Source organism: Deltaproteobacteria bacterium (assembly GCA_016709225.1).
GTDB lineage: Bacteria > Myxococcota_A > Polyangia > Nannocystales > Nannocystaceae > Xiheibacterium > Xiheibacterium phototrophicum.
Map to the genome: position 1 here is coordinate 442,467 of JADJEE010000002.1, position 19,033 is coordinate 461,499.

The following is a 19,033-nucleotide window of genomic DNA, read 5'->3' on the forward strand; positions in this document are numbered from 1 at the left end:
GAGGCCCACGACCGCAAAGAGGATCAAGATCCGCATGGTTCACGCCCCCCACGCGCGCGCCCGCGGGGCGGCGATGGCCCCGCGCCCGTCGCCACCGGCGGCGTGGCGGCGAACCGCACGTCGCAGGCCCAGATGCTCCGCCGGATGCTCACCCTCGCCCTCACGCGCTTTCCTCCACGCGCGGGTGGGCCTGCCCGGCCTGCGCGCCGATCGGCTCGTCACTGCGCCACAGCAGCGACAGCGCAATCTCGCAGAGGATGGCGCCACCGATCGTCGCCGTGAGGATCGTCGGCAGCTCACCGTCGGGGTAGAGCAGCGCCGCATTCACGGCCACCGCGATCGGCAACGTGCCCATCGGCGCGAACACCAACGAGCGCCGTGCGTCGGCCGGCAGCTCGGCGTCGACCTTGCGCCACACCACGCGCCCGCCGAGCCAGCGACCGACGTAGCGCGCGACCAGCAGCACGACCATCGCGAGCCACCCGAGCGTGGTCGGCCGCCACATCGCGCCGGCGACGATCAGGAACACCAAGTAGATCGGCATCTCGAGCCGCGCGAGATTGTCGACGAGGCGCGCCTTGTAGTCGCCCGGGAAATTCGTGAGCAGCATGCCGACGATGAAGCACACCACCAGTGGCGAGAGGTACAGCTCGCTGGCGATGCCGGCTGCGAACGCCACCGAACCCAGCAGCAACGCGACCGACTCGGTGCGCGACGCCGGCAGCCGCAGGATCGCGTAGATCACCACGCCGACCACCAGGCCCAGTCCGAACGTCACGAACAACCATGCGGTGTGGGGCAGCTGCCACGTCACGCTCGCACCGCTGGGCCGGAAGTAGGCGTTCAGGAACGCGAGCCCGACCAGGGCCGCGAGTTCGTCGAGGTTGGCCAGCAACACCAGCGCGCGGCGGGCCTCGCGGGTGGCCCGGCGCGCGCCGTAGCGCAGGGTCTCGGTATCGGCCGCGATCGCACCGGCGGCGCCGAGCAACAGCGCGTCGCGGACGATCAGCACGTCGAGCATCGGCTGGCCGGCGAGCAGCCGTGCGATCATCAGCACCGCGGTGCAGCCGGCGACGATCATGCCCAGCGGGATGCCGGTGCCGACGCCGATGATGGTGACGGTGCCACGCGGCAGCCCGGCGAGCTTCGACAGCTCGATGCGCATGCCGATGACGAGGCCGATCCATCCCAGGGCGAGGTGGAGGATCGGACGCAGGTGCCCGAGCACATCGTCGGTGAGCACCTCCCAGCGATGCGACAGCAGGCCCAGCGCGAGGAACGGGAAGCCGGCCGCGACCACGCGTGAGACCCCGAGCCGTCGCTCCAGCCGATGCACGACCGGGTGCCCACCGAGGTACGCGAGCACCAGCAGCAGCAGGAGGCCGATGAGCACCTTGACGGCGAACCAGGGCCGATCGGCGCTGGCGACCTCGGGCTGCGAAGAGCTGGGCTCGAGCAACGACTCGAGATAGGCCCGCAATCGCTCGGCGTCGCCCGGGTCCTGCTCGGCGTCGACCACCGGTGGCGTCGCCGGCAGCGGCAGCACCACGGGCGGCGGCACGGGTGCGGTGCCGAGATCGGGCACGATCTCGATCGCGGGCTCATCGGCGGTGGTGGGCGCCTCGAGGGTGCCGTCGGTCGCCGCGCCGAGCGGCGCGCTCGGGGTCGTGGGCACGGCCGCCGGCGGCATCGCCGACGAGGGTGCCGCGGTCGGGCCGGTGACCGGCGGTGGCGGGGGCAGCTGCGACGAGGTCGTCGCCGGTGACGAGGGCGTCGCCGGTGGTGCCGCGGGCAGCTGCGACGGCACGCTCGCGGTTGGTGGCGGGGGCAGCTGCGACGGCGCGCTCGCGGATGGCGGCGGGGGCAGCTGCGACGGCGCGCTCGCGGATGCTGCGGGGGGTGGCTGCGACGGCGTCGAGGATGATGACGTCGTCGGCGTCGACGCCGTGGCCACGGCGGGCCCCGCAACGGCGAACGCGAGCAACATGGCGAGCGACGGCGGCATCGACGGGCGAGCCGCAGTATCACCGAATTCACGACGCGCTTGGCGGATTGACAGCCGCCACCGCCGGCTCGACCATCGCGGGCGGGACGATGCGCACCTGCCTGCGAAGCGCCGCGAGCCGTTGCGCATGGGTCGTCGTCTGTGCATGCGCGTGCCGCCCCCAGGCCGCGACCACCCCCACGCCCCCGGCTGCGACCGAGGTGGTCGCGCCCCTGCCGAACGCGCCGACGCAGCTCGACCCGGCCGCGCGCATGCAGGCCCTCGAAGCACGGCTGCTCGACGCGACCGCGGTGCACGTCGAGTTCGAGATCAGCGCCAGCATCGACGGAGCCGGCGCCGCCGGTGACACCACGCTGCGCGGCGTGCTGTCCCTCGATCGCAGCGGTCGCATCCTGCTGGCCGCCGGTGGCACCTTCGCGGGCGCCGTCGGCGAGGTGCACTTCGAGTGCGACGGCACGACGATGCGCGGCACCGCGGGCAAGGGCCGCTTCGAGCTGCCGTGCGCGCCGGAGCTGGGCCCCGCGGTGCTCCTCGGGCTCACGCGCATGGGCGTGCTGCACAACATCGCGCGGCTGTGGTCGGCGCGCCCGCCCGACCACGCCGACGGCGGTGTCGACGAGTGGGTGACGACCACCGCCCACGCGCGCGCACGCGACGATTCCGACGACGCACTCGGGTTCGAGATCGCGGTCGACGGACAGCGGGTCGGGTCCGCAGTGCTCGAGCTCGACGCCGTCGGGGTCCCGCACGTGCGCGAGCAGGTGGTCGACTTCCCCGGCGGGGCCATGCACGTGGTCGAGCGCTACGAGGCCTTCGCGATCGACGGCGACATGCCCACGGCCGCACCGGCATCGACATCTGCGCCCCCCGTGGGTGGTGCGCGCGGGTGAGCCGTCGCTCGCCGCGTCGCCCCACCGCTGCTCCAACGTCCGAGCGTCACCCGTGGATCCCGTGCTCGCGCTGCTCGCCTTCGCCGTGCTCGCGGTGCTCGCACGGATCGTCGCGCTCGGCGTGGCGCGTCACCGACAGCTGCGGGCGCCGAGCCTGGCTGCGGCCGCCGACCAGCGCGCGCTGCGGGCCCGCGAGGGCGGTGCCCCCGACAGCGCGATCGCGGTCGACTCTGCGGCGGTGATCGAACCCCGCGTGGTGCGGACGCCGTGTCCGCGCTGCGGCGGCCACGTGCACGTCGTCGAGCACGGCGCCGCACTGGTCGACGACGACCGCGGCGTTCCCCGCCGCCTGCGCCGCGTGCTCGCGCGCTGCAGCCCCTGTGGCCGCAACTTCGAGACGTGGTTCGAGGTCACCGGCGCGCTGCACGACTAGTACCTCGACACAGCGATTGTGATGGGTCAGAACGCCGTCATGGCCGCGACTCCTAGCGGCCCCCGCCACGAAACCCCCCGGCGGGCGGCCATGGTACAGCGGGTGGCTTCAGGCATGATGACGGGGATGTCGCGCGGGTTCGGGCTCGGTGCGTCGCTGCTGGGCGGGCTCGCAGCCTGCGGCGTGCAGGTCGACCTCGGCGCCTACGACGGCAGCACCACGGCGGTGACGACGACGGACGATCGTCCGGGTTCGAGCTCATCGGACGCCACCGTCGCCAGCTCCAGCAGCGGCGACACCAACATGCCCGGGATGCAGGACGACATGGCGATCCTCGTCGGTGATCTGCCGAGCACGGGTGGCTCGGACACCGGCGCGAACACGTCGATCGGCAGCGGTGGCGAGAGCGGCGAGCTCGACGCCCTCGATGCCCCCGACACGCTCGAGATCCAGTCGGGCAACTTCCCGCAGTCGTGCGCGGACCCGTACGGCGGGCTGCCGACCTGCGGCGGGTGGTCGGTCGGGTTCCGCCTGCCGCTGGCCGAGCAGTTCGTCGGTGCCACCGGGTCGCTCGCCGACCACCGCGGTGGCTTCGTCGAGACCTCGCCCGGCAGCAGCGACTGCAGCTTCGGTGGTGGCAGCCTCATCGGCAACTTCGAGATCACGGCGATCGATGACACGATCGTGTCCGGCCGCCTCACCGATCTCGAGCTGTTCTCCGGCGGCGCCGAGGTCGAGTTCGACGCCCCACGCTGCCCCTAGTACCTCGAGGTACTAGCCCGGTGGGATCGCGCTGCGCTTGCGACCCGCGATGCCGAAGTAGTAGAGCGGCCGGCCGTCGATCGACAGGCGATGACGGTAGCGCTCGACGTGGTGAAGCTCGAGGTGGCCGGAGAAGATCAGCTGCTTGATGAACACCGAGAAGCCGCTGGTGTCGCGATCGTCGAAGAAGCTCTGCTTGATGTTGAAGGCGACCCAGCCACCGTCCTCGACCAGGTTGTAGGCCTCGCGGAACGCCTGCACCGGGATGTCACCGAAGCCGAGCGCGGCCACCGACACCAGGCAGTTGAAGTTCCAGCTCTCGAGCTCGCGGCGCTGCAGAGCGGTCGCGGCGGTGAGGTCGAGGTCGTAGTACTCGTCGTACACGCCCGGTCGATCGCGCAGCGCCGCGAGGCGGGCGGCCGGCAGGATGTCGCAGCCGACGATGCGCGCGACGCCCTGGTGCTGGAGCTCCTCGCCGACCATGCCGTTGCCGGCACCGAGATCGAGCACGCGCAGCTCGCTGAACCGCCACGGCTCCGATTGCAGGGCGTGGCGGAGGATCGCCACCACCCGCTGCGGCGAGGTGCACTTCAAGCGGTCGTAGAAGAGCTGTTCGTAGAGCCCCGGCAGCTCGTACAGCGCGTCGTAGTCGTGGAAGCGCACGCGACGTTCTCGACCCGACGCATCGGTCAGCGTGAAGTAGGCCTCGTCCTGATCCAGCTGGTGCGGATCGACGGCGGGGAAGCTGATGTGGTAGCGGTGCATCGCGGATCGCGGCGCACGCAGGGCAGCGTTGCTCATGCTCCTGCCGTACCGCACCCATCGCGGGCGCGCCGTGATCAAGCTCGCGCGGCAGCGATATCGTCCGTCATGCCGCGTTCGCGCGCCGTCTCGGACGAGCGCAGCTCGCGAATGCGCGCGCGGGATGTGATGCCGTCGCGCAGCACCGCCCGGCACGCGCCGGTCACAACGCGCAGTACTCGGGGAAGCCGTCCGGCAGGCCGCCGGCATACGGCGAGGGCTTGGTGCCCCACGGGTGATCGCGGAAGAACGTCCACACGCTCGCCTGCGCGTCGCCCTGCGGGATCGAGTGGCCCATGCCATGGTCGCAGACGAAGCCGAAGCGACCAGCCTGTGTCAGCGCGGCGAGGTAGTTCTCGCTGGCCTGTTGGAAGCTGATGATCACCACGTCGCTCTCGCCGCCGTGGAAGATCATCGCCGCCAGCGGATTGCTGGGGTCCTGGTCGGCCGGCGCGCTGCCGACGAAGCCGCCCGAGTAGGTCACCGCGCTCGCGATGTAGCCCGAACGACGCCAGCTCATCTGCGCCGACTGCAGGCCGCCCGCACTCATCCCGATGGTGTGGATGCGCGAGACGTCGACCGCGGTCTGCTCGATCGCGCACGCGACGATCTCATCGGCGAGGATCAGGTCGTCCTCCTGGCTGCCGAGCACCAGGAACCATGGGAACTGCCCGGCCGCGGGATCGTGGGTCGGCGCCGCGACGATGCCGCCCTGCGCGACGACCTGCTCGACGTACGCGTTGCCGAGGCCGTAGGTGGCCTCGAGCGGCTGGCTGCCGGTGCCGTGCCAGTACAGCACCAGCGGACCGGCCTGGTCCTGCGCGGCGTCGGAGATCCACAGCCGCACCGTCCGCGGCGCGATGCCGGCGGGCGCGAACTCGACGTCGCCGTCGAGCATCGTCGGGCACACCCCGGTCGGCGTCGGCAACATGGTCGGCTGCGGCACCATGGCACCACCGGTGCTGTCGGAGCCGCCGTCGTCGGTGCCGTCGTCGGAGGCCGCGGCCTCGCTGCCACCCGGGCCGCCGCCCGCCGTGCTGGTGCCGGCCTCGGTGCCGCTGGCGTCTTCGCCGGCGCTCGAGCCCTCGTCCTCGCCCTGCGGCGACGCCGAACCGCCGCACGCGCTCGCGAGCAAGAGACACGCGCCGAGCACGGCGGCGCACGTCGGTGGTTTCGCGTGCAGCTTCGGCATCGTGACGGGCAGTGTACACTCGTGCTGGAGTCGCCGACGACGATGGCGAGAACGCGCACCACCGGGGAGTTCGATGACGTTGCGCACGGGCCCGCGGCGACGCGTCGGCGCAACCACTCGCGCACGTGCACGTCCCCCTGGACCGTGGCGCACAGGGCCTGGGCGATCGTGGTCTCGCTGTCGGCGGGGTGTTTCTCCGAGGCCGACAACGCCGACGACGAGGGTGGCGACGAGGGCGAAACCACCGCGTCGGCCTCGCTGACCGGGGAGCCATCGACGGGCGTGTCGTCGAGCGTCGACGGCACCGCCAGCTCCGACGACGGTAGCGGCTCCTCCGAGGGCGCCACCGGCCCATCCGACGGCAGCGGCAGCGGCAGCAGCGGGGGCAGCGACACGGGTGCCGATTCCGGCAGCACCGGCGGCGAGGGTGCGTGCGCAGCGATGGGCGACGCGCACTGCGGCGACCAGATCTCGGTGCCGGGCGAGCAGTGCTGGGGCCCCGCGCAGCCCGAGAACGCCGGTGGCGACCCGCTCGGTCGCGCCGCGATCGCCGACTTCGACGACGACGGCCACGCCGACATCGCGACCATCGACGGCGACGACGGCGTGTGGGTCTACCCCGGCAGCAGCACCGGGCTCGATCCCGCGACCGTGCTGACCGAGAGCGCGGGCACGGGCATGTGGTCGATCGACGCGGGTGACCTCAACGCCGACGGCCTGGCCGATCTCGCGATCGGTGGGTTCGACCCGCAGGTGTGGATCTTCTATGGCAACGGCGCGGGTGCGTTGGCGACGACCACCGAGCCGATCGACGTCGGCCTCGGCGCCGAGACCGTGCGCATCGTCGATCTCCAAGGCGACGGTGCGCCCGAGTTGCTCGTCGCCGGCGAGTTCGACGACGCCAGCGACGGCGCGTGGGTCACCGTGTTGGAGGACCAGGACGGCGCGTGGGTCGGCGGCGCCGCGGACTTCCAGATCCCTGGCACCGCCAGCGTGGTCGACATGCGCCCACTGGTGGATCCGGACCTCGCAGCGCCCGGACTGGTGGTGATCCTCGCCGACGGCACGCTGTCGTTCGCGCCGCCCGACGACACCTTCGTGCCCGACTTCAGCACCGTCACCACGGTGACCCCGGGTGCGTACCGCCTCGAGCTGGGCGATCTCGACGATGACGGCGTGCCCGACGTCGCGCTCGCCGGACGCGGCACCGTGACGGCCGTGGTCTACGACACCTTCGCGCAGACGCTCGCCGTAGGCAGCGTGCTGGGCACGACCAACCTGCGCGACATGGGCGTTGCGATCGGCGATGTCGACCGCGACGGCGACGCCGACCTCGTGGTCTCCGACGTGGGCTTCCAGCGGATCCAGGTCTACCCGCAGCAGAACGGCAAGATCGGCGCGCCCACGCCGATCGTGCTGTCCGAGGCACCGCAGGGCGTCGCGCTCGCCCACGTGGTCGGCGACTGCCTGTTCGACATCGTCGCGCTGGGGACCAGCACCGTCGTGTTGGTGCCGGCCGATCCGTAGCGCGCTCGGGCGCTGGCTCGCGCGAGCTCAGGGGATCATCACAGCACCGCACGGCCACGAGGCGTCGAGTGCATGGTGCTCGCCGTCCTTCCACTGCGTGCAGGCGTCACCGAGCAGCTCGAGCGTCGACTCGTCGAGCAGGTGCCAGTCGACCGGGCACGACAGCTCGACGCCGTCCAGCAGCACCGTGCCCTCGCACTCCTGCGCGAGATCGACGATGCCGTCGATCGACAGCTCGCAGCTGATGAAGCCGCCGATGATCTCGTGGAACGCATCGACGAGATCGCCGGCGTCGAGCGCCACGTAGAACGGCGCCGGGCTGGGATCGTCGACCGGCTTGCCGACGCCTGCGTTGGCGACCTGCTGCAGGTGCTGCTGACCGACCTCGGTGCCGACGCTGATCACGAAGGTCTCGATACCGTCGCCGAACGCGTTCTGCACGCTGGTGATCACCTCGGGCTGGCCATTCTGCGGGTTGGGCTCGGCGCAGGTGTCGGGCTCGCCGTCGGTCGCGACGACGATCGCCTTCGGCCCGGGCTCGTTGAACGCCAACAGCTCGGCCGCCACCAGCGCGTGCGACTCACCGGTCGGGGTCTCGTCGATCGGCGAGGCCGGGCCGTAGACGGCATCGATCGCGTCGTAGTTGTCGAGCGCCGGAGGTACCTCGGTGAGCATGGGGCAAGTCGGTCCGTCGTTGCCGTCCTCGCTCGAGTAGAGCGCGAGCCCGAAGCGAACGTTCGACTGCAGCGCCATCACCGTGCCGTTCGCGCCCATGAGCGTGTCGTACAGCGCGTTCCAGCGCTGCTGTCCGCTGAAGTCCTCGGTCATGCTGCTCGATTGATCGACCAGCAGCACGATCGTCGGGATCACGGGATCGACCGAGACCTGCACCTGCGTGCAGCCGTCGCTGCCGCCCTCGGCGACCGTCACCATCGTCGCAGCCGTGCCCACGCCCATGTCGAGGCGCGGACCCTCGCCGAGCGAGGGATCGATGCCGACCCCGGCCGAGCTACTGTCCCCGTCACTGGCCGGCGGACTCTCGCGTCCGCACCCCAGCGACAACACCACCATCGTCAGCACCCCCCGTGCGACGTTGCCCATCCGCGCGTCCATGTGGAGAGAGCTTAGGTCGAACGACGCGGCGATGCACGCGGGGAACCCCGAACCGCCGCGCACGTGGAACACCGTCGCGCGAGATCCGAGCGCCGTGATCGTAGCGCATCCGACCGTCTATTCTCCGCGATGGCCGTCGAGGCTCGGCGACGCCCGTCGAGGCTCCGCGAACGCCATCGATGGATCCGCGCTGTCACGTGCGCCAGGGCCCATCGCGGCCCTGCGCTCGCACGCAGCGCGACCCCGCGTCGCGATCGTTGGGCCCGCGCTGTGGCACACGGCTTGAAGTGTAGGGCGACGTGCTCGCCCTACATCACGTCGAGGTCGCCCGTGCGTGCGCCGAGCCCCGACCGGTTCGCGCCGCCCTGCGCGTCCGCGCGGTGGCATGCCTGCTCGTCGGTCTCGTGGGTTGCACCGAGGGCGCCCAGCTCGACCTCGAGCAGGCCGCCGCCGCGGTGCAGGAGCGCGACCTCGCCCAGGCCGGCAACGAGCTCGAGCAGGCGGCGGAGAAGACCAACGCCGAGGTCGAGAAGCAGATCGAGGTGATCGCCGACGGCACCGTCGAGGCCGCCGCCGCCGCGCGAGCGATCGCGGCGCCGCAGGAAGCCGCCGACATCACCTGCGACGGCTCGGTCTGCACGATGCCACGCGCCGACTTCGAGGCACTGCTCGGCAACCCGCTGCTGGTCGCCGCGCAGCTGTCCGTCACGCCCGAGTCCCACGCCGGCGTCACCCACTGGCGCATCGAGTCGGTGCGCGAGGGCAGCACCGCGCACGCAATGGGGCTGCAGCCGGCAGACCTCGTGCTGCGCATGAACGGCAAGCCCATCGGCAACCCCCCCGATACGGCGCTGCTCGACGAGGTGCGCTCGGATGCCCACGTGGTGCTCGAGCTCGAGCGTGACGGCAAGCCGGTGCGTCGAGAGCTGCGCTGTCCGAAGGCTGGTTGATCGAGCTCGCCCCGTCCCCACGTTTTGGGCTCCACGCCTGCGCACCGCGGTGTCATCCTCGCCCCGCATGCGCCCCGCGATCGTGCCCGTGCTCGCCCTGCTCCTGCTCGGCTGTGACCGCGACCCGCCTGCGACGCCGGCCGCAGCCACCACCGCGACCGCGACGCCCACGCCAGCTGCGACGCCGTCGGACGTACCCGACCCCGCCGTGACCGCCCCGACCAAGCCCGCGGTGGTCCCCGACGGTCACCTCGACGCCCACGGGCTGTTCGTCAACGACGACGCCCCGGATCCGCTCGCGTGCACCAACGACGCCGGCTGTCGCGGCAACACCGTGCTCGATCGCGGCGGCTGCTGCCGCGACCCGCGATCGCTGCGCGCGGTGTCGACCGGCTACGACGCTTGGGCCAGTCGCCACCAGGTCGCGGCCGCATGCCGCACCATCAAGTGTCCGCCGCCACCGCTGCCGTCCGCGCCGCCGGCGTGCGGGGTCTCGCCGCGGTGCGTCGCGCAGCGCTGCGTCACCCAGTGTCCGACCGACATCGGTCACAGCGGCGCGAGCTTCGAGCTCCGCATCGAGCGCACCGAGCAGGAGCGCAGCAAGGACGCGCGAACCACCCGCATCGTCGCGCTCGTGATCGACGACGAGCTGCACTGGGAGCAGACCGCCAAGGGCGCCCAGGCCGAGCCGCCGGTCGTCGAGCGGCGCACGCTCACGGCGGCCGAGCGCACCGAGCTACGCCACGCGCTCGAGCGCGCGCACATGCTCGAGCAACCGGACGTCACCGGCAGCGAGCCGGCGCCAAGGGTCGGCACCGTGCTGAGCCTGACGCTCGGCCTCGTGATGGACGGTCACACCCACCGCCACGCCGTCCGCGGCACGTTGCTCGACGACGGCCTCGCGACCGAGCTCTCGATGAGCGACGCGGTCACGGGGGCCGACGCGGTGCTCGCGGTGCTGCGACGAGCCGCACAGCGCCCCGCAGCCGCGCCGCCGAAGTGATCGCGCGCGCCTACCCGGACGGCACCGTGTGCACGGCCGCCATGCCGGGTGCTGGGTTCGTCGCCGCTCGCGCGCTACGTACCGGTGCACGCGACGGCAGCGGCGAGCCGGCCGCAGCGCGCAGCAACACCTCTTCGAGGGTGGTCGCCAGCATGTCGCGATCGAACGACGCGCGCGCGAGCGCAGCGCTGGCGTGTCGTGCCCGCGCCAGGCGAGGGCCATCGTGGGCGAACGCGTCGAGCATGCCGGCGGCGGCGGCCGCGTCGTGGTACGGCATCGCGATGCCGGCCTCACTGCGCGTCACCAGCTCGGCGTGCCAGCCCTCGTAGTTGATCGCCAACGGGCGCGCGGCCGCCAACGCGTCGAAGAACTTGTTGGCGCTGTTGGCCCGCATCTCGGGCAGCGGCAAGAACAGTGAGCTCGCCACGGTCGCGCAGCCGAGCAGTCCCGGCATCTCGCGCTTGGGCACCGGCGGCAGCACCCGCAGGCTCCGATCGAGCACACCATGGGCCCGCGCGCGCTGCAGCAACGCGTCGCGGCCGGCGCCGTCGCCGACCATCGCGAACTGGAGATCGGAGCCGCGCGCAGCGGCGGCCGCGGCGACGTCGGCCATCCACGCGACGTCGTTGATGGCGCCGAAGGTCCCGCCGTACAAGACCAGCGGTCGCGCGGGGTCGAAGTCGCCGAGGTAGCGCGTGCGGATCGCCGGCGCCGCGGCCTCGGCCGCCGAGAACGCCGCGAGGTCGCAGGCGTTCGGGATCACCGTGATGCGATCGCGAGGAATGCCGCGCTGCGCGACGCCGTCGGCGATCGCCGGCGACAACGCCACCACATGGGCGGCACCGTGGTAGGCGGCCCACTCGAGCCCGCGCGCTGCGAGCTTGGCGAGCGGATGCGAGAGCGCGCCCATCGCGATCGGCAGCTCGGGCCACAGATCGCGGACCTCGAACACCATCGGCACGCGGCGGCCGAAGCTCGCCACCAGTCCCGGCAACGCGATGGTCAGCGGCGTGCTGGTCGCGAACACCACGTCGCTGCGGTGTCGCATCGCGACCTGCGTCGCGCCGGCGGCGAAGCGCGCGAACGCGGCCATACGGGCGCGGTAGTCCATGCGGTTCTCGTACGCGACCGGGAGCACGACCAGTCGGATGCCGTCGAGCTCGGTATGGGTCACGCGATCGAGGCCGCGCCAGCGGGCCGGCATCATCGCGTTCGACGTGACCATCGTGACCTCGTGGCCGCGGGCGACCAATCGACGGGCCTGCTCGTAGGAGCGCGTGCCACCGCTGGCGTCGGGCGGCACGAAGTACTGGTGGAGGTAGAGGATGCGCATCAGCTGGCCTTCGCGATCTCGGGGATGCCCTCGCCGTCGAGCTCGACCTGGGGCGCGGCCTCGCGGCGGTAGCCGGTGCCGAGCGCCAACAGCTGCCGCACCGCCCCGACGTCGCGCTGGCGCGCGGCACGTTCGAGCCGCGCGACCCACGGTAGGATGGTCGGCGCGTCGAGCAGCTCGGGCGCGACCACGTTGATGCCGTCCATGCCGCTCGGCACCACGTCCTCGCCGTTGTGGGCCAGCTCCTCGTGCAGCTTCTCGCCCGGACGAAGCCCGCAGAACTCGATCGCGACCTCGTCCTCGCGACGACCGGCCAGGCGGATCATGTGCGCGGCCATGTCGGCGATGCGCACGGGCTCGCCCATGTCGAGCAGGAACACCTCGCCCTGCCCGCCCGCGGCGCCGGCCTGCAGCACCAGCCGCACCGCCTCCGGGATGGTCATGAAGTAGCGCGTGATGTCGGGGTGCGTGACCGTGACCGGCCCACCGCGCTCGATCTGCTTCTGGAACGTGTGCAGCACCGAGCCCCGTGAGCCGAGCACGTTGCCGAAGCGCACGCAGCACATCTTGGTGGCGCCGGTGCGGGCCCGCGACTGCACGATCATCTCGCCGGCCCGCTTGGTCGCGCCCATCACGTTGGTGGGGTTGACCGCCTTGTCGGTCGAGACCATCACGAAGCGCCCCACCCCGTGGTGTTGCGCGGCCTCGACGATGGTGCGCGTGCCGCCGACGTTGTTGGCCACTGCATCGCAGGGATGCAGCTCCATCATCGGCACGTGCTTGTAGGCGGCCGCGTGGAAGACCACCTCGGGCTGGTGCTTGGCGAAGATTCGGCCCACCGCCTCGGCGTCACGGATGTCGACCAGTGCCGGCACCGCGCGGCCACCGAGCTGGGGCCGCAGCTCGGCCTCGATGTCGAAGAGGTTGTTCTCGGAGTACTCGAGCAAGACCAGCGCGGCCGGCTCGAGCTTGGCCAGCTGTCGGCACAGCTCCGAACCGATCGAGCCACCCGCACCGGTCACGAGGATGCGGCGCCCGCGGTAGGCGGCCAGCGCTGCGGCCAGCGCGGCGGGGTTCTTGCCCACGACCTCGCGGCCCAGGAGATCCTCGATGCGGATCGATCGCACCGCCGCGACCTCGACCGCGCCGTCGACCAGCTCCCAGTAGGCCGGCACGGTGCGCAGCGCGAGTCCGGTGTCGCGGCAGCGCTCGACGACCTCGCGACGTTGCGCGCGCGTGGCCGACGGCATGGTCAACACCAGCAGCTCGGCGCCGGTTCGCCGCGCGACCGCGGCGGCCTCGTCGATGCGCCCGAGCACCGGCACGCCGGCGATGCGCTGACCGGTGCGCGCTGGTGCGTCGTCGAGGAAGCCGACCACCTCGAGCGCCGCCGCGGGGCTGGCCCGCAGCGCCTCGGCGGCCAGCTGCCCGTCGCGATCGGCCCCGACCAGCAGCGCCCGCTTCCGCGTGGCCGTAGCGGCGTGGATCTGTGCGCGCGACTCGGCCTCGTCGAGCGCGCGGACGAGGGTGCGCACGCCCCAGCTGGCGCCCATCGTGAAGAGGCCCTCGAGTCCGAGCACGCCGAGCGGCACCCCCAGAGCGGGCCACATCAGGCGGGCCATCAACATGATGAGCGACGCGGCACCCACCGACAGCGCCAGCCGCTCGGCCTCTCGGACGCCGAACAGCCGCCAGCTCGCCAGGTGGACCCCGAGCAGCCGCGCAGTGCCGAGGCGCAGCGCCACCATCGGCACCACCATCGTCGACCAACCGGACAGCCAGCGATCGACGGCGAACGACTCGAAGCGCACCACGTAGGCCGCCGCGAGGCTGACGGCGATCAACGAGGCATCCGCGAGATCACGCAGCACGCGACGATGGTTCGGCGCGCTCGGCCACCGCGACGGTCGCAGCCATTCGAGTGCGCGCATCGAGAAAGCGCTCATGGATCGGTTCGAGCCCCTTGCGGGACCCTGCGGGGGAGGACACGTATCTGGCGGAGTCGGCATGCGATTCGATGCTCAGAGTTCGAGAGGGGCCTCCGCAGACGTAATGACCCGCGTCGAGGGCAGCAAGTGCGGTGGCGGACCGATGTGCAACCCCCAAACCCGTCGTCGCGGCGGCCTGGTCCGCACGCTCGGCGTGCTGCTGGCGTCCGCAATCGGCACCAGTGGGTGCGCGGCGGATCAGTTCCGCTTCCACCGCATGACCGAGAAGGACGGCGTGCTGTTGCGCGATCTCGACGCCTTCATCGCCGACGCCAACGGCGGCATGGACGTGCAGCAGGTCAGCTACGACTTTGCGGCCGAGCGCGACGAGTACCGCCTGGGCAACAACGACGTGCTCGACATCTTCGTGATGAACCACCCCGAGCTCAGCTCGCACCGTGTCGAGCTCGGTCAGACCTCGGGCACCACGATCCGCAAGGATGGCCACGTCCACCTACCGGTGGTCGGCGCGATCGCGGCGGCGGGCCTGACGCTCACCGAGTTCGAGACCGCGCTGCGCGAAGCCGTCGCGCGCTACGTGGTCGAGCCGCAGGTCACGGTCGAGATCCTCCGCTACGAGTCGCAGAAGTTCCACGTGCTGGGACAGGTGCGACAGCCCGGCACCTTCGCCGTCGACGGCGACACCACGCTGCTCGAGGCGCTGACCCTGGCCGGAGGTGCCGCCGAGCAGGCCGATCTCGAGACCGCGACCGTGGTGCGCCAGGGCCAGCTGCTGCCGATCGACCTCGGCGATCTGCTCCGCCGCGGCGACACCAGCCGCAACGTCTTCATGCGCGCCGGCGATGTGGTCTTCGTGCCGGACAACAGCGATCGCAAGGTCTTCGTGCTCGGCGAGGTCATGCAGCCGCGCGTGGTCGCGATGTCGCCCTCGGGCCTCACGCTGGCCGAGGCGCTGGCCCAGGCCGGTGGCCCCACCGCTGCGCGGGCGCGTCGCGAGCTCGCCGTCATCCGTGGCGGCTTCGCCAAGCCCGTGGTCTATCGCATCGAGCTCGAGGAGGCGCTGCTGGTCGACGAGCAGATCCGCCTGCGTCCGGGCGACCGCATCATCGTCGCGCCCACCGGCCTCTCGACCGCGAGCCGCTACATGCAGCAGATCCTGCCGTTCCTGCTCGGCGCGCAGGCGCTGGGCCTGGCTGCGCAGGGCGGTGCCGGCGTGGCCGCGCGCGCGGCCACGGCGGCGGCCAGCGTCAGCAATCCATAGAGATCACGCGCGAGGGGGCTGGCCCGTCGCCGGCCACGACGTTACGCGAGGTTCCAGGAGCTCGTACCTTGTTCGATTGGTTCAAGAAGCGCCCGCGCCCGAGCGAGGGCATCCGCCTGCGCGAGCGCGACTGCCACAGCCACGTGATCCCCGGCGTCGACGACGGCAGCCGCAACCTCGAGATGTCACTCGCCATGCTCGCGCTGCTGCGCGAGGCCGGGGCACGCACCATCGTGTGCACGTCGCACGTGTATCCCGGCAAGTACGACAACGAGCCGGAGTCGCTCACCCGCGCGTTCGCCCACCTGCGCGACGCGGCGCGCTCGGCCGCACTCGACGTCGAGCTCGAGCTCGGGGCCGAGCACTTCCTCGACGAGACCCTCGAGGCTCGGATCCGCGGTGGCCGGGCGATCGCATTCGGACCCGAGCGCTACGTGTTGTTCGAGGCCCACACCGGCGAGCACGTGCCCTCACCGCTGTTCGACGTCGTGCGCGCGCTGGTCGACTGCGGGCTCACGCCGCTGCTGGCCCACGTGGAGCGCTACCACTGGCTGCGCGGCGACGAGGGTGACGAGCTGCTGCAGGACCTTCGCGCGGCGGGCTGTCGCTTCCAGGTCAACCGCACCGTCGGCAAGGTCAACGTGCCCGGCGAAGGTGCGCGAGGTCGCTTCCTCGCCGACCTCGTCGCGCGTGGTTGGGTCGACGAGGTCGGCAGCGATCTCCATCGGCCGACCCCGGACGGTCGCCCGTTCGAGCCCGGCGCCTGACGCCGAGATCTGGGTCGGTGCCGACGAGGTGCGCCGCGAGCCGGCGCGGCGTCGCCTACCAGCGCGCGCGCAGACCGATCGTGAGATCGACGTAGCTGGTCGACAGGCTCTCTTCGCGGACCTCGTAGATCGGCGCCTCGCCGGCCAGGAAGCCGGTCGCGTAGCGCAGCCGCAGCGTGGGCCCGACGCCGTGACGCGACAACCACGCGTACTCGCCGGCGATCTGCGCGTGCAGGCTCGTGCGGGGCATCTGCGTGCCGGCCTGCCGCGGGTTGCGATGGATGCCGTAGGCCAACGCCTCGAGCGCGAGGCGATGTCCGGGCCGCGGCTCGAAGCTCGCGCGGACGCCGGCGCGCAGCTGCCGTTGCGTGTCGACGAACACCCACGCGTGGCGCAGCTGCAGGTGCCACGCCAGCGACCACCGCCGCGACAGCCGGTGCGAGATGCCGTAGCCGGCGTAGGCGACGACGTCGCGCACACCCCCGAGCTTGAAGTCGAGCCCGTCCACGCGAGCGAGCAGCACGGTGTGGGTCTCGACGCCGATCGCGAGCCGATCGTGCATGCGGGCGTGACCACTCGCGACCAGCGGGTGCGCCGCGGCCTCGAGCTGGTGGTCGTGCACGCGCAGGCGCACGTTGCCCGCGTCGTACCACGACAGCCCGTGGCGCCCCCCGAGCGAGAGCCAGGGCGCGAGCCGGATCGCCCACGCGGGACCCATGCGCAGCGTCCACACCGTGCGATCGAACAGGCCCAGGCGCGCCGGCAGCACCACGCCGCCGACGTCGAGCCCCAGCCACCCGCTGCGGCGACACGCGGGGTCGAGGTAGCGGACCTGGCCGAGATCGATGGGCGCGCGTGCATCGCTCGGGTCACACGTGGGCACACGGACGACCGCCGGCTCCGCTGCGCGCGCAGGCGTGGCCGACGTCGTCGCGAGCGCGAGCCCGACGGAGGCGATCATCGATCGGCCCATCGCGTGGGCCCGTCGGCGAGCCCGCGGCGCAGCGGCGATCGACGAGATCGCGGGGCCGGCGGCGGCACACGCCATTGTGGAACCTGGGATCGAACGCGAGCGCGGCATGGTCGATGGTGCCGTCGATCCTCATGGTTGCCGCGGGCCCGCGGGGCAACCGGCGCGCACGTCCCGATGTGGCCGGGGGTCGCGAATCGGGCCGCAAGTGTCCCGATGCCGTACTTGAGTCCTCGGCGCACGGGCCGAAGAGAGGGAACACCGACTCTGGAGGTCGCGCCGATGAAGAAGACAACGCTAGCCATCGCAGCCCTGTGCACGTTCGCGTGTGCGGGAGACACCACCGAATCCGGCGTCGCCAAGGTCGACGTCGAGGATCCCGCCGCCGTGCTCGATCCGGACGGCGACGGCCAGGCCGACGCCACCGTGACGGACGACGTCGCGAGCATGACGTTCGCGCTCTCGGATCCGCTGCCCGACCTGGGCTATCGCTCCGACGGTTCGCAGGACGTCGCGCTGCTCGACGTGATCGACTCGCTCGATCTCGTCGTCAGCAGCCCGCGCACCGGCGTGAGCGCCAGCCTCACGGCCGACGGCACGCTGGTCCCGCCCGACCCGTCGGGCCCGGGCGAGTGGAGCGTCGACATCTCGGACGATCGCACCGAGTTCACGGTCAGCTGGTACAACGAGACCCGCAGTGGCCTGCACATGACCGCGGGCGAGACCTACGACATGATGTGGTCGCTTGGTGACAACTGCTGCATCACGCGCGTGGGTGACACCACCGCGAGCGTGGTCTTGAAGTAGCGCGTTCGCCCCCTCACCGCGACGCCTCCCGCGGGGCGCTCTTTCTCGAGAAGAGCGCCGCGCTCCGGGGGGCGTTCGCGCATGCGATCACCGCTCGCGACCGCGCTCGCGCGTCACGGCAACAGGCACACACCGAGGTTCGCGAGGCCGCACGCGTCGGACGGTGCGTCGGACCACGGCTGGCAGGACGTGCCCGGCAGCATCGCATCGCAGCCGTCCGGTCCATCGGTCGCGCACACCGGGCTGCAGCAGCCGGTGACACCGTCGCACGCACCATCCACGCAGACCGTACCCGCGGCGCAGACGTTGACGTACTCGCACGACTCGCCGACGTTCGCGGGCTCGGAGACCCCGAGCGGCACGCACGAGAAGCCCGCGAAGATCGGCACGCAGACCTGCGCGGGGCCGCAATCGGCCGCCAGCGGATCGCACGCCGGCAGGCAGATGTTGATCACCCCGGAGCCCGACAGGGTGCACGAGTCGCAGGCATCCGGACACAGCGGCGCGGCCTCGCTGCCGGTGCACTGCGCGTAGCAGGTGCCGCTCGAGGTGTCGGGGTCGACGTTCCAGCACATCGCTCCGAACTCGCAGTCGTCGATCCCGGAGACCGCAGAGCCCACCACCGTGCAGGGCTCGCCGATGGCGTTCGGATCGGCGGCGATCGGACTGCAGCGGGTGGCGTTCCACGCTTGTCCGCCGTCGTTCGCCCACGGCATGCACTTCTCCCCGCGGGGGCAGTCCTGCTGCCACAGATCGCACGCGATGGCCTCGGGCACGTCGGGGTCGATGAGGAACGTCGCGCTATCGCCAACGGTGTCGGGGTCCACCGTCGCCGCGCCGGTGTCGCTCGTGCTCGTGCCCGTCGAGCCCGACGAAGTCGTGCCGACCGTGGCGCTCGCGGTCGTCGCGGTCGTCGCGGTCGTCGCGGTCGTGCCACCGTCACCGTCGCTGCCACGGCCGCCGTCGCCGTCGAGCCCGACCACTGGCCCGCATGCGGCGCTCCACGCCAGCCATCCACCGAGTCCCCATCGCCGCGACGTCACCATGCCAAGAAGCTATCATAGCTTAGTCGTCAGCGGCTCAAAACATCCATTTCTCGCATGACTCGCGCCTCATTTCGCGGGCTGCATTACGCGATCGGCGACCGCACGGATCGTCGCGCGACGCCGGATCAGCGGCCGGCGGAGGCGAAGGACGAGCTCGCGCTCGAGCGCGTCATCGTGCTTCGTGATGGCCGGCGCTGCGATCGATCGCGGCGATTTGTCGGAGT

At 71.9% G+C, this 19,033-nt stretch carries 17 protein-coding genes; 9 read left to right on the forward strand and 8 right to left on the reverse strand.

Translation table 11 applies throughout. From position 1 onward, the window contains the following. Positions 1 to 160: 160 nt before the first annotated feature. Positions 161 to 1,807, reverse strand: coding sequence for a hypothetical protein (locus IPH07_16065; GenBank protein MBK6918909.1), 1,647 nt, complete (start codon positions 1,805 to 1,807; stop codon positions 161 to 163). 398 nt (positions 1,808 to 2,205) lie between these two features. Here IPH07_16065 and IPH07_16070 point away from each other — a divergent pair, with 398 nt between their 5' ends. The 3 genes from IPH07_16070 to IPH07_16080 all read left to right on the forward strand — a co-directional run bounded on the left by IPH07_16070 (position 2,206) and on the right by IPH07_16080 (position 4,090). Then, on the forward strand, positions 2,206 to 2,895 hold the full coding sequence (locus IPH07_16070) for a hypothetical protein (protein MBK6918910.1): 690 nt from the start codon (positions 2,206 to 2,208) through the stop codon (positions 2,893 to 2,895). A 52-nt stretch (positions 2,896 to 2,947) separates the two neighbouring features. After that, entirely contained in the window at positions 2,948 to 3,328 is a 381-nt protein-coding gene (locus IPH07_16075) for a hypothetical protein (GenBank protein MBK6918911.1), read from the forward strand. A gap of 126 nt (positions 3,329 to 3,454) precedes the next feature. Continuing rightward, the gene (locus tag IPH07_16080; protein ID MBK6918912.1) at positions 3,455 to 4,090 is read left to right on the forward strand and encodes a hypothetical protein; all 636 of its coding nucleotides are present in this window, start codon (positions 3,455 to 3,457) and stop codon (positions 4,088 to 4,090) included. Between the two features lie 12 nt (positions 4,091 to 4,102). Here IPH07_16080 and IPH07_16085 read toward each other — a convergent pair whose 3' ends face one another. Continuing rightward, the gene (locus IPH07_16085) at positions 4,103 to 4,855 is read right to left on the reverse strand and encodes a class I SAM-dependent methyltransferase (protein MBK6918913.1); all 753 of its coding nucleotides are present in this window, start codon (positions 4,853 to 4,855) and stop codon (positions 4,103 to 4,105) included. A 199-nt stretch (positions 4,856 to 5,054) separates the two neighbouring features. Beyond that, entirely contained in the window at positions 5,055 to 6,083 is a 1,029-nt protein-coding gene (locus IPH07_16090; protein ID MBK6918914.1) for a hypothetical protein, read from the reverse strand. A gap of 144 nt (positions 6,084 to 6,227) precedes the next feature. On the opposite strand from IPH07_16090, the gene IPH07_16095 reads away from it, so the two are divergent. Beyond that, positions 6,228 to 7,610 (forward strand): VCBS repeat-containing protein, encoded by a 1,383-nt coding sequence (locus IPH07_16095; GenBank protein MBK6918915.1) that lies wholly within the window; start codon positions 6,228 to 6,230, stop codon positions 7,608 to 7,610. A gap of 27 nt (positions 7,611 to 7,637) precedes the next feature. Here IPH07_16095 and IPH07_16100 read toward each other — a convergent pair whose 3' ends face one another. Next, complete coding sequence (locus IPH07_16100; GenBank protein ID MBK6918916.1) at positions 7,638 to 8,723, reverse strand: VWA domain-containing protein; 1,086 nt, start codon at positions 8,721 to 8,723, stop codon at positions 7,638 to 7,640. Between the two features lie 299 nt (positions 8,724 to 9,022). On the opposite strand from IPH07_16100, the gene IPH07_16105 reads away from it, so the two are divergent. Then, entirely contained in the window at positions 9,023 to 9,673 is a 651-nt protein-coding gene (locus IPH07_16105; GenBank protein ID MBK6918917.1) for a PDZ domain-containing protein, read from the forward strand. A gap of 67 nt (positions 9,674 to 9,740) precedes the next feature. Then, entirely contained in the window at positions 9,741 to 10,676 is a 936-nt protein-coding gene (locus IPH07_16110) for a hypothetical protein (GenBank protein ID MBK6918918.1), read from the forward strand. 10 nt (positions 10,677 to 10,686) lie between these two features. Here the strand turns inward: IPH07_16110 and IPH07_16115 are convergent, their stop codons facing one another. Together IPH07_16115 and IPH07_16120 are read right to left on the reverse strand one after the other, a co-directional pair. Next, positions 10,687 to 12,009, reverse strand: coding sequence for a glycosyltransferase family 4 protein (locus IPH07_16115; protein MBK6918919.1), 1,323 nt, complete (start codon positions 12,007 to 12,009; stop codon positions 10,687 to 10,689). Beyond that, a complete protein-coding gene (locus IPH07_16120) occupies positions 12,009 to 13,955 on the reverse strand; it encodes a polysaccharide biosynthesis protein (protein ID MBK6918920.1) in 1,947 nt (648 codons plus the stop codon). Before IPH07_16120 ends, IPH07_16115 begins: the two co-directional genes overlap by 1 nt. A gap of 145 nt (positions 13,956 to 14,100) precedes the next feature. On the opposite strand from IPH07_16120, the gene IPH07_16125 reads away from it, so the two are divergent. After that, positions 14,101 to 15,219, forward strand: a complete 1,119-nt coding sequence (locus tag IPH07_16125; GenBank protein MBK6918921.1) for a polysaccharide biosynthesis/export family protein — start codon at positions 14,101 to 14,103, stop codon at positions 15,217 to 15,219. A 68-nt stretch (positions 15,220 to 15,287) separates the two neighbouring features. After that, complete coding sequence (locus IPH07_16130) at positions 15,288 to 15,986, forward strand: hypothetical protein (protein ID MBK6918922.1); 699 nt, start codon at positions 15,288 to 15,290, stop codon at positions 15,984 to 15,986. A gap of 55 nt (positions 15,987 to 16,041) precedes the next feature. Here IPH07_16130 and IPH07_16135 read toward each other — a convergent pair whose 3' ends face one another. Continuing rightward, entirely contained in the window at positions 16,042 to 16,947 is a 906-nt protein-coding gene (locus tag IPH07_16135; protein ID MBK6918923.1) for a hypothetical protein, read from the reverse strand. A gap of 291 nt (positions 16,948 to 17,238) precedes the next feature. On the opposite strand from IPH07_16135, the gene IPH07_16140 reads away from it, so the two are divergent. Further along, a complete protein-coding gene (locus tag IPH07_16140; protein MBK6918924.1) occupies positions 17,239 to 17,763 on the forward strand; it encodes a hypothetical protein in 525 nt (174 codons plus the stop codon). 113 nt (positions 17,764 to 17,876) lie between these two features. On the opposite strand, the gene IPH07_16145 is transcribed toward IPH07_16140, so the two are convergent. Beyond that, the gene (locus IPH07_16145; GenBank protein MBK6918925.1) at positions 17,877 to 18,809 is read right to left on the reverse strand and encodes a hypothetical protein; all 933 of its coding nucleotides are present in this window, start codon (positions 18,807 to 18,809) and stop codon (positions 17,877 to 17,879) included. Positions 18,810 to 19,033 lie beyond the last annotated feature (224 nt).